The sequence below is a fragment of the Pararhodonellum marinum genome (assembly GCF_015354735.1).
GTDB lineage: Bacteria > Bacteroidota > Bacteroidia > Cytophagales > Cyclobacteriaceae > Pararhodonellum > Pararhodonellum marinum.
This window is the reverse complement of the sequence record NZ_JACEFJ010000007.1, coordinates 70207-85621: the sequence shown is the minus strand read 5'-3', so window position 1 is coordinate 85621 and position 15415 is coordinate 70207. Positions and strand designations below refer to the sequence as shown.

16 protein-coding genes are annotated in these 15415 nt (G+C 37.9%); 15 read left to right on the top strand and 1 reads right to left on the bottom strand.

The genetic code is table 11. The annotated features are described in order from the left end of the window. Window positions 1–146 precede the first annotated feature (146 nt). The 3 genes from H1A14_RS13835 to H1A14_RS13825 all read left to right on the top strand — a co-directional run bounded on the left by H1A14_RS13835 (window position 147) and on the right by H1A14_RS13825 (window position 4041). The gene (locus tag H1A14_RS13835; protein ID WP_194776868.1) at window positions 147–2597 is read left to right on the top strand and encodes an ABC transporter permease; all 2451 of its coding nucleotides are present in this window, start codon (window positions 147–149) and stop codon (window positions 2595–2597) included. Between the two features lie 308 nt (window positions 2598–2905). Then, complete coding sequence (locus H1A14_RS13830; protein WP_194776867.1) at window positions 2906–3796, top strand: glycoside hydrolase family 16 protein; 891 nt, start codon at window positions 2906–2908, stop codon at window positions 3794–3796. Between the two features lie 80 nt (window positions 3797–3876). Next, entirely contained in the window at window positions 3877–4041 is a 165-nt protein-coding gene (locus H1A14_RS13825; protein WP_194777015.1) for a type II toxin-antitoxin system PemK/MazF family toxin, read from the top strand. A gap of 197 nt (window positions 4042–4238) precedes the next feature. Here H1A14_RS13825 and gdhA read toward each other — a convergent pair whose 3' ends face one another. Next, entirely contained in the window at window positions 4239–5594 is a 1356-nt protein-coding gene (gene gdhA, locus H1A14_RS13820; RefSeq protein ID WP_194776866.1) for an NADP-specific glutamate dehydrogenase, read from the bottom strand. 578 nt (window positions 5595–6172) lie between these two features. Between gdhA and H1A14_RS13815 the strand changes: the two genes are divergently transcribed. The 12 genes from H1A14_RS13815 (at window position 6173) to H1A14_RS13760 (ending at window position 14387) form a co-directional block, all read left to right on the top strand. Next, entirely contained in the window at window positions 6173–6376 is a 204-nt protein-coding gene (locus tag H1A14_RS13815; RefSeq protein WP_194776865.1) for a hypothetical protein, read from the top strand. Further along, window positions 6373–6621: a PIN domain-containing protein gene (locus H1A14_RS13810; protein WP_194776864.1), complete on the top strand. Its 249-nt coding sequence runs from the start codon at window positions 6373–6375 to the stop codon at window positions 6619–6621. The genes H1A14_RS13815 and H1A14_RS13810 overlap by 4 nt, the downstream gene beginning before the upstream one ends. 454 nt (window positions 6622–7075) lie before the next feature. After that, a complete protein-coding gene (locus H1A14_RS13805) occupies window positions 7076–7834 on the top strand; it encodes a nucleotidyltransferase domain-containing protein (protein ID WP_194776863.1) in 759 nt (252 codons plus the stop codon). 3 nt (window positions 7835–7837) lie between these two features. Beyond that, window positions 7838–8899 (top strand): DNA polymerase beta superfamily protein, encoded by a 1062-nt coding sequence (locus H1A14_RS13800; RefSeq protein ID WP_194776862.1) that lies wholly within the window; start codon window positions 7838–7840, stop codon window positions 8897–8899. 163 nt (window positions 8900–9062) lie between these two features. Then, window positions 9063–9539 carry a protein-disulfide reductase DsbD domain-containing protein gene (locus H1A14_RS13795; RefSeq protein ID WP_194776861.1) on the top strand — a complete coding sequence of 159 codons (477 nt, stop codon included), beginning with the start codon at window positions 9063–9065 and terminating at the stop codon, window positions 9537–9539. A gap of 362 nt (window positions 9540–9901) precedes the next feature. After that, window positions 9902–10261, top strand: a complete 360-nt coding sequence (locus tag H1A14_RS13790; RefSeq protein ID WP_228527786.1) for a hypothetical protein — start codon at window positions 9902–9904, stop codon at window positions 10259–10261. A 196-nt stretch (window positions 10262–10457) separates the two neighbouring features. Continuing rightward, on the top strand, window positions 10458–10928 hold the full coding sequence (locus H1A14_RS13785; RefSeq protein ID WP_194776860.1) for an ExbD/TolR family protein: 471 nt from the start codon (window positions 10458–10460) through the stop codon (window positions 10926–10928). A 325-nt stretch (window positions 10929–11253) separates the two neighbouring features. Further along, the gene (locus tag H1A14_RS13780) at window positions 11254–11532 is read left to right on the top strand and encodes a DUF2089 family protein (protein WP_194776859.1); all 279 of its coding nucleotides are present in this window, start codon (window positions 11254–11256) and stop codon (window positions 11530–11532) included. Continuing rightward, a complete protein-coding gene (locus H1A14_RS13775; protein WP_194776858.1) occupies window positions 11525–12124 on the top strand; it encodes a hypothetical protein in 600 nt (199 codons plus the stop codon). The genes H1A14_RS13780 and H1A14_RS13775 overlap by 8 nt, the downstream gene beginning before the upstream one ends. A gap of 1 nt (window position 12125) precedes the next feature. Then, the gene (locus H1A14_RS13770) at window positions 12126–13106 is read left to right on the top strand and encodes an alpha/beta hydrolase (protein ID WP_194776857.1); all 981 of its coding nucleotides are present in this window, start codon (window positions 12126–12128) and stop codon (window positions 13104–13106) included. Between the two features lie 7 nt (window positions 13107–13113). Continuing rightward, window positions 13114–13824 carry a DUF3784 domain-containing protein gene (locus tag H1A14_RS13765; protein ID WP_194776856.1) on the top strand — a complete coding sequence of 237 codons (711 nt, stop codon included), beginning with the start codon at window positions 13114–13116 and terminating at the stop codon, window positions 13822–13824. Continuing rightward, window positions 13821–14387: a GNAT family N-acetyltransferase gene (locus H1A14_RS13760; protein ID WP_194776855.1), complete on the top strand. Its 567-nt coding sequence runs from the start codon at window positions 13821–13823 to the stop codon at window positions 14385–14387. The genes H1A14_RS13765 and H1A14_RS13760 overlap by 4 nt, the downstream gene beginning before the upstream one ends. The last annotated feature ends 1028 nt before the right edge of the window (window positions 14388–15415 follow it).

Below are 15415 nucleotides of genomic sequence, written 5' to 3'. Positions count from 1 at the left end.
CAATTTTGGAATTAAATATCCAGTTAATATCCAACCTGCTTGCAGTAGGCAAGTATCAATCAATATCTATTTCAATAATATTTCCATCTATTTCTACTGTATTTCTATAAAAAACCAATTGCCCTCAACCACTAAACTAAAATACCATGATCCGGAACAACCTCAAAATCGCATTCCGCAGCCTTTTGAAACAGAAAGTCTATGCGTTTATCAATGTTTTGGGGCTGGCAGTTGGGGTGGCGAGTTGTGTGTTAATCGTCCTTTTTATCCAGAATGAATTTTCCTACGATAAGTTTTTCAAGGATCAGGACAGGATTTACAGGATGTCTTTGGAGAGGATATACCCCAACCACTCGACCTATTATGCGATTATTCCCCATTCATTCGCAGGAGTTGCCAAGGATTCTTTTGATGAGATAGAAGAAGCGACTATTGCTTCCAGGAATACCAATGTGGAACTGACTTATATCAACCAAAGAGAAGAAGAAATCCGGTTTGATGAAGAAATGATCCTGGCGGCGGACAGTTCTTTTTTCAAGGTTTTTGATTTCAAAATACTCAAGGGAAAAACAGAAAACATTTTGTCAATTGGAAGCGAAATGGTGGTGACAGAGGAGTTTGCCAAAAGGTATTTTGGGGATGATGATCCAATTGGAAAGTTGATCAGGATAGGGGAAGACCTGGAATTTACCGTTGCTTCTTTGATGGCCGATTTACCCCAGAATTCCCATTTTAAATTCAGCGCTATCATTTCCAATGAAGGAATTCCCCGTTTCAAACAGGAGAATTTTACGGGATTTTCTGCCTATACCTATTTCAAGCTGAAGGAAGGATCAGATCCTAAATCCCTTGAAGCGGGAATTCCAACATTGGTGGACAAATATGCTGCAGGTCAGATCGAGCGGGAGCTTGGCAAATCCTGGGCAGCATATAGAAATGCGGGGAACGGTTACCGCTATTTTTTACAACCACTCAATGACATCCACCTTTTCCCGACTTACTTGGAGGCGCAGATGAAGCCTTCCGGAAACATCAATTCTGTCTACATTCTGATAGCAGTCGCATTTTTGATTTTGGGCATTGCCTGTGTGAATTTTATGAATCTAGCCACAGCACGATCTGCCGAAAGGGCCAAGGAAGTGGGAATCAGAAAAGTGATGGGTTCCCTCAGGCCACAGCTGATGCGGCAATTTTTGACGGAAGCCATTATACTGAGCGCAGTTGGGGTGTTTTTGGCTTTGTTGATCGTACAGGTCGTAATTCCCTTTTTCAATGCATTGACTGAAAGGAACCTGTTGTTTCCTTTTGACCTAATTTCAGGGTTGGCCATTATAGGACTGATCCTTTTTGTGGGTTTGTTGGCGGGGCTTTATCCTGCGATGGTGCTTTCTTCCTTCAAACCGGTCGATGTCATGAAGGGACAGTTTACCGCAAGCCAAAAAGGGAAATGGATCAGAAATGGCCTTGTGGTCTTTCAGTTTTGGATTTCCATCATCCTGATCATAGGGACATTGGTGATCCGGGACCAGATGAAATACATGCAGAATGTCTCTTTGGGATTTGATAAGGAACATGTTTTGGTGGTGGAAAGGGGTTTTAGCTTCGGCGCACAAAACCTCAAAACCTTTGTGGAAGAACTCCGAAAAATGCCCGAGGTGGAGAATGCGGCTATTGCATTTGCATCTCCAGGGCAAGAAGCCACCTTCTATGGTATACAGTTCCAACCTGAAGGTTCTTCGGAAATCCTGACCACCAAATCCATGGTGGTCGCAGATGGTGTTTCGGAAACTTTGGGGTTTGAAATCGTGGAAGGCAAGGGTTTTTCGGAATCAACCAATGATTCCCTGTATGTTTTGCTCAATGAAACTGCTGTCAAAGTCATGGGCATCACAGACCCAATAGGTTCCAAGCTATTGGAATCCCAGAATACACCTAATGGCAATATCACCGTCGAGCATACCATTATCGGGATTGTAAAGGATTTCAATTTTATTTCGCTTCGGGATGAAATTACTCCCTTGGTGCTGCAGAACACAGAAAGATTTGGCGACATAGGTGGTCAGTATGTTTTTGCCAGGATCAAAGGCAACCAAACCCAATCTGCCATAGCCTCCATCGAAGCCAAATGGAAGGAAATAGCTCCTGAGCAATCTTTTAAGTTTTCATTCTTGGACGAAAGCCTCAACAACCAGTATCTGGAGGAACAGCAGACCGGTAGGATTTTCTCCATATTTTCCATCCTGGCAATATTCGTTTCCTGCATAGGATTGTTTGCATTATCGGCCTACGTCACCAGTCTCCGTACCAAGGAGATCGGTGTGAGAAAAGTATTGGGTGCAACTGTCAACAGTGTGGTGTTGATGCTTTCCAAAGACTTTACCAAAATGATTTTGATCGCCTTTGCCTTGGCTGTTCCGGTGGCCTGGTACATAATGGAAAAATGGTGGCTACAGAATTTTGCATTCAGGATCAATGTCAACCTATGGATCATCCTGATCTCAGGTATCTCGGTGCTTGGGATAGCTTGGCTGACAGTCAGTTTCCAATCGGTGAAGGCAGCTTTGGCGAATCCGGTGGAGAGCTTGAAGTCAAACTGAGGGAAGGATTAAGGAGAAGGGATGAAGGATGAAGGTGGTGCGTCATTGCGCCTGCCTGCCTTTGGCAGGAGGAGCACTTGGGAAACTTTGATTTTTTGAACAGTCCTTCGTGCGACGTGGCAATCTCTTTAGATGATAGATGAGGGGGTGAAATTCAAGGATTAAGGATGAAGGCGTAAAAGAGGGGGGGCTCATTTCAGTTTTTTCGCCCATACTTGAACATTTCATCATAAAACTTGGACTCCTCAACCCGGGACTGTTGCTTCATTTTTTTGTAGATTTACTTCTCATTCTTCCTATTTGTCGTTATGAAACATCCTATTTTATCCGCAGTACTTTTTCTTATCCCTTTCATTTCAATTTGCCAGACCCAGGATTTTCATGGCCCCTTTGTGGAGGATTTTTCTGATTCTACCTCACAATATTTCAGGTATGGCTCTACCGGAAATAAATCCGATTTTAAATACAAACTTGGGGTGAATTCTTCGATAGAGCCAGGAACCAAAATTCTTTCCTTTAAGATAGATCCCTTGGATAGTGCGGGGGCAGGTCGGGGACCGGAAATTATCTCCAAGAGCTTTACCCATTTCGGCACTTATTCTGCCCGATTGAAAGTTCCTGATGCAAGGGCTGTTCAGCCCAATGTGGGTGCAGTGGTAGGCTATTTTACCTACCATGTCGATAGCATACCTGGACTGAGTGAGATTGATTTTGAATGGCTCCTTGCCGATCCAACGGTCATTTATGTAGGCACCTGGACCGGGCATCGCGGAGAATTGGTAAGAGTGGGCAGGACCATCAATTTGGCCGAAGGCATTATCTATGAAACCACCCACAGAGAAGGACACGGCGGTGATAGAACACCTTTAACCGGCGTGCAGAATCAGCCCGAAACCATTGAAGCTATTCCGGACTTTGATGCTTCAGCCGGATTTTACACCTATGGTTTTGATTGGTATCCGGACCGCATACAGTGGTGGATGCTTCACCCCACGAGTGGTGAAAGAATAGTCTTGTGGGATTATCAGGGAACTACCAGGGGAATACCCCAACACCGGACCCGTTACCGGATGAACTTTTGGCATACCAAAGATTGGTCAGTGGAAACAAATCCTCTTTCACTTGAAAAACCACTGCATCCCTATGAGTTGGAGGTGGATTGGATGTCCTATAAGCCTTTTGACATTGGGGTAAATTAATCGGTAAGTGGATTGACAGCTGGATTTGTCCTCCATACCTGAAAATATTTGTTCGATAACTACCAAATGTAAAGGAAGAGATTTTACGGGTTCACCTAAAAAAGGACAAATTTGGTCTCAATGAGGATTTTGATATCATGATTGACCAAGTAAGGGCAATTGATAACAACAGTCTTTTGGTAAAGATAGGAGCGGTGGACCGGGCTACCACTGATAAGTTGAAAGAAAACTTAAGTATATTGTAGGATTTGGGTTGAAGATGGATTTTGTTGTCCATGTTTTTGTCAGCCAAAAAGATATCCGGTTTGCCGTCGTCGTCCACAACCCGGATGGCTACCCTATATTCGATATATACTTTTATTATCTATGAACTGGAAGGAGATCCCACTGAGTAATCTGTAGTAGTAGAAAAAACAGGATCATCAAATAAGCGGGTTTTTGCTTATACCATCCCTTGCGCCTTCATAGCTTCCGCCACCTTTAGGAATGCAAAAATATTGGCGCCTTCCAGATAATTTCCGGGGACACCATAATCCTCCGCGGCCTTAAGGCATACCTCATGAATGTTTTTCATGATATGTTTCAGTTTTTCATCCACGTCGTCCCTGTTCCAATAAACTCCCATCCGATTTTGCGTCATTTCCAATCCCGAAACAGCTACACCTCCGGCATTGGCACATTTTCCCGGGGCATATAAAACTTTTGATTCCTGAAGTACGCCAATGGCCTCTGAGGTGCAAGGCATATTGGCGCCTTCGGCCAATAGCTGTATGCCATTAGCCACAAGGTTTTGGGCATCCTTTTCTTTGATCTCGTTTTGGGTGGCACATGGGAAGGCACAATCTGCTTTTATATTCCAAAGTGGATTGGAATTATAGTCCGTTTCGTGATATTCGGCATCCGGATATTGGTCGACATACTCCTCGATCCGACCTCTTTTTTTGTTTTTGATTTTTTTGATGAAATCCAGTTTTTCGGTGTCTATCCCATCCTTATCCACCAGATATCCGGAAGAATCCGATACACTGATGGGAATTCCTCCCATTTCAATAATTTTTTCCAAAGCGAACTGAGCGACATTTCCTGCACCTGACACAAGGCATTTTTTTCCTGCCAGAGATTCTCCATTTGCTTCCAACATGTGACAGGCAAAATAGATCAGACCATATCCTGTAGCTTCAGGTCTGATCACACTTCCGCCCCAATGTTCGCCTTTGCCGGTTATGATTCCGGTAAATTCGTTTTTGAGTTTTTTGTACATGCCAAATAAATAGCCGATTTCACGCGACCCGACTCCAATATCCCCTGCCGGGACATCAGTAAAATCTCCTATATGCCTATAAAGCTCCTGCATAAACGCATAGCAAAACCGCATGATCTCTGCATCGGATTTCCCTTTGGGGTCAAAATCCGCCCCTCCTTTTCCTCCGCCCATGGGCAAACTTGTCAGCGCATTTTTAAAAATTTGTTCGAAAGCCAAAAACTTGAGAATACTCACATTCACAGAGGGATGAAAACGTAACCCTCCTTTATAAGGACCGATGGCTGAGTTCATCTGAACCCGGTATCCGCGGTTGATCTGTACTTCTCCCTTATCATCCTGCCAGCAAACCCGGAAGGAAATCACGCGTTCGGGTTCGATCATCCGCTCCAGGATTTTAAGATCATCGTATTCCGGATGCCTGTCCAGCACTCTGCTCACGGAGGTGACCACTTCCTCTACAGCCTGTAAAAATTCATTTTGGTCGGGATTTCTTTGCTTTACATAAGCAATTATTTTATTCTTTAGTGGAGTCATGGTTTTGATTTAATTCAGATAAATAGGTATATCAATTCGGTTTAAACATCAAAAACATTGCATAAACCATACATTTAACCAACAAAAATTAATATTGGTTTAGCGTCCTTTAAACAGGTATTCCTTTGCTCAGGAATATATAGCAGGAATTGGTAAAGAAACCGTCAACTCCACCATGAACCTGTGGGACGATTTTTTCTGCTAAAAAAACAGCCATGCAACTAATGGATCTGCTTTTCCATATTTAAAAATACAAGAGTTAAAATGGAAGATAAACTAAAGAAAATCGAAAAAGGCACAAACATAATCTTATTTTTTTACCGCAATGGACGCGAAGGTTGCACAAAGAACTCCATGCTTTATAAACATTGAATTTATTTCTGATTTTTAGTAAATACCCTGAACACGGGATTTTTTTGTTTTGATGGGAAAAGGTAGATTTGAGATTGAATTTAATTCCAAAATATTGGGGAAAGCATGGCAGAATGTTGTGCATTTCTCTTTTAAAGGGGAAAGGAAACGTTGGCAAACATTTAAAAGTCACAAGTACCATTCAAGGAGATTGATTATATTTGAATATGGAAATCGAGAGAAAAGATAACGAAATTTTAATCCGCGTTTCTGCAAATACCGACCTTACAGGACTGCAACGGATTTTAGACTATATCAAATTCCGTGAAATTGCTTCTAAGAGTAAAGTGACGCAGAAACAAATTGATGAACTTGCCAGAGAATCGAAAACGGCTTGGTGGGAGAAAAACAAAAGCCGGTTTATTAAGTGAATTTGGTAGTCGATACAAACATTGTTTTCAGTGGTATCCTTAGCCCGAAAGAAATAATCTGTGACCTTTTGCTTAATTCCAGTGATAATTTTGAATTTTTCCCATCAGCCATATTTGATGAACTCAATTACCGGAAAGATAGGCCAGTGGAAACCAATCCCCTTTCTACGGAAAAACCATTGCATCCCTATGAATTGGAGGTGGATTGGATGTCCTATAAGCCTTTTTACATTGGGTCAAATTGATCGGTAAGAGGATAGTTAGCTGGATAGTCGTCCACTCCTGAGAATATTATCATACTTGTGTAAATTTTCGGCTGTACCTGAAAATTTTCATAGTCAATTGCCTAAGTTAAAAGTTTCATTCCCGATGAATATTCCTCTGATTTGTTGTAAAAACACCCTGAACAGGGGATTCTTTGTGGCTAAAGAATTCAGTAGGTTCAAAAAATAAAAGCATAGAAACCTATGACTAGCTGACTATATTTGATAAGTAGTTGAAGGAAATATCATACTATTAACAAGTTGCCAACCATTCCCCCTACTTTAAAAAAAGTTGATTTCGTAAGCTAACGGATTGGCAGAAGAACAAGAAGTAATTGAGAAAATGAAAATATTATAATTATCTTATTTTCAGTTATAAACAAAAACATTAGTCAGAATTGTAAAAAGACATTCTATACAAAATTTGACACGATTGATGGAAGAAAAGATTAAGAAATATTTATCTGATTTAGAAAAAGAAAAAGGGATTGAAATACTCCTAGCCTGTGAGACAGGTTCGAGAGCATGGGGATTTCCATCACCTGACAGCGATTTTGATGTTCGTGTTATTTACAAACATGACAAAGATTGGTATTTAAGCTTGATCGAAGAAAAAGACACAATAGAATATTTCCTTGAGAACAATGAGATTGATATAGGCGGTTGGGATTTAAGAAAAAGCCTTCGGTTACTTGCTAAATCTAATCCCCCTTTGCTCGAAAGAATTCAATCACCGATTATTTATAAAGTTGACAAAGAGTTTCTGACTGGAATCAATTTAATTGCGAAAAAGACTTATTCAAGAATTGCCACAATACACCATTATTTGAGCATGGCAAAAAAGTCATTTGAAGAAGTAACAAATTCAGATGAATATAAACTAAAAAAACTCTTTTATGCACTTCGTGCGTCAGTAGCCTGTTCGTGGATTTTAGAAAAGGAGGAAATTCCACCTATTGAATTTGGTAAAATGTTAAATGGACTGGATTTGGCTGTAAATTTAAAAACAAGGATTGGAGAACTAATTGAAATAAAGTCAACTATTAGCGAAACATACCTACATAAAGGAGAGACTTTGTTGATAGAATTCATGAAAACCTGTATCCAAAGAGCGGAAAACGAATCACAAAGTCTGCCACCTTCAAAAGGGAAAATGACTGATTTGAATGATTTTTTTCTCAAAACATTGGCTTGACTTATGACAATTGACGATTTACGAAAAAAAGGACTAATAATACTTGAATGTATCAGTGGCAGTAAAGCATATGGCTTAGATACTCCTAATTCTGATACTGACATTAAAGGGGTTTTTATTTTGCCGAAAGAGGAATATTATGGATTGAACTATATTCCTCATGGGAATAATGAAACAAACGATGTTGTGTTTTATGAGCTTGGACGGTTTATGGAGTTGCTTTCGCTAAACAATCCAAACATTTTGGAATTACTCAACACACCAGAGAATGCAATAATCTATAATCATCCCTATCTGTCAGAAATTAAGTCTGAATTGATTATATCCAAACTTTGCAGTAATACTTTCGGAAAATTTGCATTTTCACAGATAAAAAAAGCGAAAGGGTTAAAAAAGAAGATTGTAAATCCTGTAGCAAAAGTGCGGAAAAGTGTATTGGCATTTTGTTTCGTTAATTACGAACAAGGAGCGATTCCACTTGAAAAATATTTGGAAATTAAGAGCTGGAATCAAGAAAATTGCGGATTAGTGAATATCCCTTACATGAAAGATGTTTACGGATTATACTATTCTGAAGGTCTTGGATTCAGTGGAATAATAAAAGGAAAAGACTCAAATGATGTTTGTTTGAGTTCAATCCCAAAAGGAATTAAGCAAGAATCCCTACTGTATTTTAATCGGGACGGTTACTCGACCTATTGCAAGGAATATCGTGAATATTGGGACTGGGTTGATAAACGAAACGATGAAAGATATGAAAATACTAAAAGTCACGGAAAGAATTACGATGCTAAAAATATGATGCACGTATTCAGACTTTTAGAAATGGCTATCGAAATTGGGAATGAGAAAAAAGTCAATGTAAAAAGGCCAAATCGGGATTTTTTACTTGAAATTAAATTAGGTAAATTCGAATATGAGGAATTATTAAAAATGGCTGACTTAAAACAGGAGGAAATGGAATTAGCTTTTGAGAATTCAGACTTGCCGAGCGAGCCTGATTTAGCAATGATAAACAATTTAGCTTATAGATTGAGAGACAAATTTTATAAAGACAAAGAATAAACAACGAAATGCCAACACCTGGTATAGTGCATGCGGGTTTGTGGCTCGTAGGATAAGTCGGTGAAAACTGGTAGGAAATCGCTTCGAAATCCCGCACTTGCCATAGCCATGGCCGTTAAATACCAATAAAAAAAATCCATCTTACCAACTTAAATCTGATTTTATGAGACTGATATTAACAAAACAATTTCAATGTAAAAGCATCTTCTGTTTTCTTGTATTTATGTTCGTGGCAAGTTCTTCAAATGCTCAAATTTTAGAGCCAGTCAAATGGACAATTGAGAGTAAAAAGCTAAATGAACAAGAATTTGAAATAGTGTATACTGCAAAAATTGATTATGGTTGGCATTTGTATTCTCAGTTTGTTAAACCCAAAGGACCCAAGCCGACTAGCTTCGATTTGGAAAAATCGACAAAATTCATCCAGATTGGAAAAGTAACAGAAGAAAGAGGATATGATGTGTATGATGAATTATTCAAAATTGATGTCAAATATTTCAAAGGCAACCCAGTGTTTGTTCAAAAATTAAAAAAATTAAATAAGGATAAGGTTACCATCATCGGCGAAATTGAATTCATGTCATGTAATGATATATCATGTGTTCCAGGATCCTTCGATATTGAAATTGAGCTATTATAAAATAAATTATAGAGGAATTCCAAAGACTAACACAAAATAAACTGTGAGTTGTAGACAGTTTTACAATACCTATTCCCATCTGGGTGAAGATTGATGAAGGAGCTAGGTGTGGATTGCATCTACACCTCGTTATTTTTGGAATTTGTAATTCCATTTTCCAAGAATTACTTTTAGTTATGGGAGATGCTTATCTAATCAAAGATCAGGAAATGCCATATTTTTTGACATTCCAAGTAGTTGGATGGGCTGATGTGTTTTCCAGAAAAATGTATCGTGATTTAATCTTGGAGAATCTGACTTATTGCAGAAGGGAAAAAGGACTTTATTTATTCGGATAAGTAATCATAACTAGCCACTTTCATTTGGTTGTTCAACAAAAGGATGGAAAATTGTCAGGATGTGTACATGATTTTAAGAAGTTTACAAGCAAGAAATTGCTCAAAATGATAATGGAAAATCCACTTGAAAGCAGAAAGGAATGGTTGAAAATGATTTTTGCTTACCATACGAAATTCCATAAAAGATCAGGAGACATGCAGTTTTGGACACATGAAAACCATGCCGTTGAGCTTTATCGACCGGAAATGATTGAAAGTAGGATGAATTATATATATGAAAATCCGGTTAGATCAGGAATTGTAGAGAAACCAGAAGATTATTTATATTCCAGTGCTAGGAATAATTCTGGGTTAAAAGGTCTGATTGAAGTGGATTATTGGTGAATTTAGGATATTTTCCAATTGTAAATTGGTTTGAATATAAGGGTGTAGTTGCAAACTACACCCAGTTGCCGCCGAGGTCTAAACTACACCTAGTGGGGATTTTCAGATTCTTGATGCTTTAGATTTTGAGATTTATTCGAAGTGCTACTATAAGGCTCTCGATCCTGAAGGCTTTGGCAAACTTACAGATAGACACTTGCATGCCGCTGAAGTAATAGTTCAGAATAATAACGATGAGATAACACCTGGAATAGTAGCGCAAAGAATTCTAAATAACCTGCTTGATGAAGATTTTGATCTTGAGTTTTATAAAATATCATTGCTTATTGCTTTTTATACAATATCCCAGACAGGCTCTATAATGGATTTTGTTGAGGCAAATAAGAGTTTGGCTGATTTTTCTGAGATCATGGAAGTTTTTTTAGATGATACCAACCGAATAACGATTGATGGTAGTTACGTTAGCTTTGATCAATTGAAACAAAAGGCTCATCAATTTCTACAAATAGACCCAAATGAAAAGGGGATAGTGCTCATTGCATCAAAGGAGGTAAGTTATGAAGTGTATTTACAAGTAAAAGAAATACTCAGCCTTGTCTATTCAGAGTTGAATGTGGAAGATGGGGATGTTTCAAAAAATATAATTTACAAATTCGAAGGACTCTAAGGTTTATTCATACATTTCGCAAAACATTGTAGGGCAGACATTTTTATCATCAAGAAATTATGGATGTCAACATTATATGTAAAGATATCTTTTTTCATTTTTGGGGAAATTGGTGATGTTCTTTGGGCATCTCAAGATTGAAATTTCTATTTTCACTTTCTTTTTTCAATATTTTTTTAGCAGAAAAACTGTTCTTGTTTATCATTATTAAACTTAATTTATTGAACAAAGTTTTATGTTTTATTTATTTTTAGTTAAATATTATTTCAATTTGTTTGAATAATGTTTAATAATGTATTATGTTTGGTTTCTTAGTTTTAAATAAATGAACAAAAAGTTACCGATAATTTGTCCTAGTTGCAGTTCTGGTTTGAAGGTCAAAAGTCTCCATTGCGATAGCTGCGAGACAACAATAACTGGTCAATTCAATTTGCCTGTGCTTTTAAGGTTGGAAAAGACTGAGTTGGATTTTGTGTTGGATTTCATAAGATGTAGTGGAAGTCTAAAAATCATGGCATCCAAACTTAACCTGAGCTATCCAACTGTTAGGAATATGTTGGATGATTTAATCAATAAAATCGACAAACTAGAGAAAGATGTTTAAAAAGTTAACCAATCCTTTTATATATGTTGCAGGTTCAAAATCACTAGTTATTGGCTTGCTTACCATATTTGGTGCCTCTATTGTGGCGTATTTTAGTAAGACTTATTTCCCTGATATTATTTCTGTGAAATTGGGTGTTGATTTATCTATTTTGAGCTCTGTCGCTCAAAATTTCATGAATTGGTTTGTAGTTTCTATTTTGTTCTACCTTATGGCTATGATTTTGTCAAAATCAAAAGTCCGAATGCTGGATGTTTTTGGCACACAAGCATTGGCAAGGTTTCCCTATTTTTTTGTTTCATTTATTAATTTTTCAGAGTCTTTGGATCTGTTTGGGAAGTATTTGCTTTGGGCATTTATGAATCATGGTGAGCCAATTGAGATTACTTTGATCCAGAAATCAATAGCAATATTCTTGTTGTTCATTTCTTTAATGTTGACGATTTGGTTGGTGATACTTATGTATAATGCTTTTAAAGTTTCGGCAAATTTGAAAGGGTCTAAACTAATATTGTCATTTATTATCGTCATGATTTTCTCCATGGTGGTTTTAACCTATCTGTCTAAAATACTCATTCTAAACATCAATTAGTATGAAAAAATCAATCTCACTTTTAGTCCTGTTCCTATTTTCAACTTCTCTGTGGGCTGCCAATAAAGAAGATACGGTTTTTGTAGAAGCAAAAATCACATTGCAAACTAAAACGGGAGAGATTTTCGGGACTTTGACAAGCCCTGAAAAAATTGAAAATATTCCTGTTGCTTTGATTATAGCTGGATCTGGACCGACAGATAGGGATGGGAATAATCCCATGATGAAAAATAATTCATTGAAAATGCTTGCTCATGCTTTATCCAAAAATGGCATAGCAACTTTGAGATATGACAAGAGAGGGATTGCAGAAAGTAAACTAGCAGGAAAAAGTGAGGTAGATCTTCGGTTTGATGACTATATCAATGATGTAAAAGATTGGATATCACTGCTAAAACAAGATGGGAGATTTTCAGGAATAGTGGTTATTGGGCATAGTGAGGGATCATTGATTGGAATGATAGCGGCAACAAATGCAGATAGGTTTATTTCCATCGCTGGAGCAGGACAGTCTGCAGATAAATTGATAAAAGGACAATTGAGTGCACAGCCAAAAGAAATTCAAGATATATCCTTTCTGGTTATTGATAGTTTGAAAATGGGAAAAACAGTGGGAAATGTAAATCCCATGCTTTATTCATTGTTTAGACCAAGTATTCAACCTTATATGATTTCATGGTTTAAATATGATCCTCAGGAGGAGATAAGTGCACTTCATATTCCGACAATGATAATCCAAGGAACAAATGATATCCAAGTGACTGTGGAAGATGGACAAGATCTTTCAAAGGCGAATCCTGATGCACAATTGGTTCTCATTGAGAATATGAACCATATTTTCAAAATAGTGGAAGGAGATAAACAAGCAAATTTGGCCACATACAATAATCCCGATTTACCCATTGCAAATCAACTGATTGAATTGATAGTGGGCTTTGTTTTGGATAGATCAGATGATTTGACATACACACATAAAAAATGATGATATTATGATCATTACAGGATTGTTTTTGATAGGGATTGGCTTTTTGGTGAAAGCTTTTCCGAATTTGATAGCGGGGTACAACACCATGTCGCAGAGGCAAAAAGACAATGTCGATGTAGAAGGATTATCTAATTTTATGCGCAATGGGTTTGTTGTAATGGGCATGGTTGTGATTATTGGTTATCATGGTTTGAAGTGGGCAGGGCAGGATGTTTTGTTGGGGTATTTTATTCCGGGAGTGATTTTGATAGGAGTATTTTTTTTGGTTTTTAGAGCAAAGAAATTCGACCAAAACGATGGTGGGTTGGTTAAATCCAGGTTGAAGAGCGTGTTCACAATAGTAATTTTAATTCTTGCGTTCGGGAGTGTTGGCTATGGTCTTATACCTTCCAGCTATGAACTCAACGACGATCGTGTGACATTTTCTGGAATGTATGGTACAGAGATAGTGATTTCAAAAATAGAAACAGTTTCTTTGATCAACAAAATGCCTTCCGTCAAAGCCCGAACAAATGGTCTTGGGTTGGGATCGATTCGAAAGGGTTTTTTCAGGATAGAAGGTCAAGGAAAGTGTCGCTTGCTCCTACATAGTTACCAAGGGCCTTTTGTAATGATCATTACCAAAGATCAAGAAGTGATATATGTAAATTACAAAAAGAGAGAAAAGACAGAAATGGTTTATAATGAGCTAAATGCACTAAAGGAAAATAAGTGAAAAAAGAATATATTTTTAAATCAGAAAGACTGGGGTTTCGCGATTGGACGAAGGAAGATCATGCTGAAATCGTAGATATGAATGCTGATTTGGAGGTGATGGAGCATTTCCCCAAGCTATTGACAGAAAATGAATCTGTGGAATTGATTGGGCGACTTCAAAAGCATTATAAGAGATATGGATTTACCTATTTCGCAACTGAGGTGTTGGAAACAAAAGAGTTGATTGGGTTTATTGGTTTGGTATGGCAGAATTATCAATCAGACTTCACGCCAGCTGTTGATATTGGGTGGAGGCTCAAAAAAAGCAGCTGGGGCAAAGGCTATGCAACTGAAGGTGCAAGCAGATGTCTTGATTTTGCATTCACAGAATTGGGTCTGGACAAGATCATCTCAACATGTACGGAGAAAAATTCCAAATCAGAAAGTGTCATGAAGAAAATCGGGATGAAAAAAATAGGAGAATTTAACCATCCCAAATTGACTGACTATCCCGAACATGGGAAATGCATCTGTTATGAAATCAATAAAAGCACTTGGCAGCAAAATTCTGAACCATCATGAACAGTTTCAACTTAAAATCTTATCTGTCTTCCAATATCGATATAGAGGAAGAGGAAATTTCGGCATTAGTTGAAAAATGTACTACGAGGACAGTTAGTACTTACTTCAGAGTGGAGAACATTGCAAGCATACGTTTTTTGTGGAAAAAGGGCTTTTGAGACAGTTTTCCATTTACAAAAAAGGCAAGGAACATATACTTGCTTTTGCACCTGAAAATTGGTTTGTGACAGATCGGGAAAGTTCTTATTTCGACCAGCCATCTGCCCCATCTGGGTGAAGATTGGCGAATGTGCTAGGTTAGATTGCATCTATACCTTCTTATTTTTTGAATTTGTAATTCCAGTTTTCAAGAATTACTTTTAGTTATGGGAGATGCTTATCAAATCAAAGATCAGGAGACATGCAGTTTTGGACACATGAAAACCATGCCGTTGAACTTTATCGACCGGAAATGATTGAAAGTAGGATGAATTATATACATGAAAATCCGGTTAGATCAGGAATTGTAGAGAAACCAGAGGACTATTTATATTCCAGTGCTAGGAATTACTCTGGGTTAAAAGGTCTGATTGAAGTGGATTAGTGGTGAATTTAGGATATTTTCCAATTGTAAATTGGTTTGAATACAAGGGTGTAGTTGCAAACTACACCCAGTTGCCGCCGAGGTCTAAACTACACCTAGTGGGGGCATTTATACCCGTTAAAGGGTAATAAATACAGATTGCAATCACCTCGGAATGGCATAGGGCGCATTGGATGGAGGAGAGTTTTTTTAACGGGTCAGTTAGGGACCTTGCTGACAGGAATTTTTCATATTTCATAGCATTTCACAAAGATTTCCACTAATTTATCGATATCTTTCACGGGTTCAGGACGTAAGGTTTTTATACAATTTTAATCCTGAACCTTCTTTTTTCTAATAAAATACTTGTATAATTAATTATGTATCAACCGTTCATGCCCCGAACCGACGTTACTTTACGCAAAAATTCATAAAAGGCACCATTATTAGCACAAAAAAAGCATTT

Excerpts from the sequence above, each read along its gene's own strand:
- H1A14_RS13835 (WP_194776868.1), top strand. The coding sequence starts at position 147 with ATGATCCGGAACAACCTCAAAATCGCATTCCGCAGCCTTTTGAAACAG.
- H1A14_RS13780 (WP_194776859.1), top strand. The coding sequence starts at position 11,254 with ATGAACAAAAAGTTACCGATAATTTGTCCTAGTTGCAGTTCTGGTTTG.
- H1A14_RS13805 (WP_194776863.1), top strand. The coding sequence starts at position 7,076 with ATGGAAGAAAAGATTAAGAAATATTTATCTGATTTAGAAAAAGAAAAA.
- H1A14_RS13830 (WP_194776867.1), top strand. The coding sequence starts at position 2,906 with ATGAAACATCCTATTTTATCCGCAGTACTTTTTCTTATCCCTTTCATT.
- H1A14_RS13800 (WP_194776862.1), top strand. The coding sequence starts at position 7,838 with ATGACAATTGACGATTTACGAAAAAAAGGACTAATAATACTTGAATGT.
- H1A14_RS13775 (WP_194776858.1), top strand. The coding sequence starts at position 11,525 with ATGTTTAAAAAGTTAACCAATCCTTTTATATATGTTGCAGGTTCAAAA.
- H1A14_RS13765 (WP_194776856.1), top strand. The coding sequence starts at position 13,114 with ATGATCATTACAGGATTGTTTTTGATAGGGATTGGCTTTTTGGTGAAA.
- gdhA (WP_194776866.1), bottom strand. The coding sequence starts at position 5,594 with ATGACTCCACTAAAGAATAAAATAATTGCTTATGTAAAGCAAAGAAAT.
- H1A14_RS13770 (WP_194776857.1), top strand. The coding sequence starts at position 12,126 with ATGAAAAAATCAATCTCACTTTTAGTCCTGTTCCTATTTTCAACTTCT.
- H1A14_RS13815 (WP_194776865.1), top strand. The coding sequence starts at position 6,173 with ATGGAAATCGAGAGAAAAGATAACGAAATTTTAATCCGCGTTTCTGCA.
- H1A14_RS13795 (WP_194776861.1), top strand. The coding sequence starts at position 9,063 with ATGAGACTGATATTAACAAAACAATTTCAATGTAAAAGCATCTTCTGT.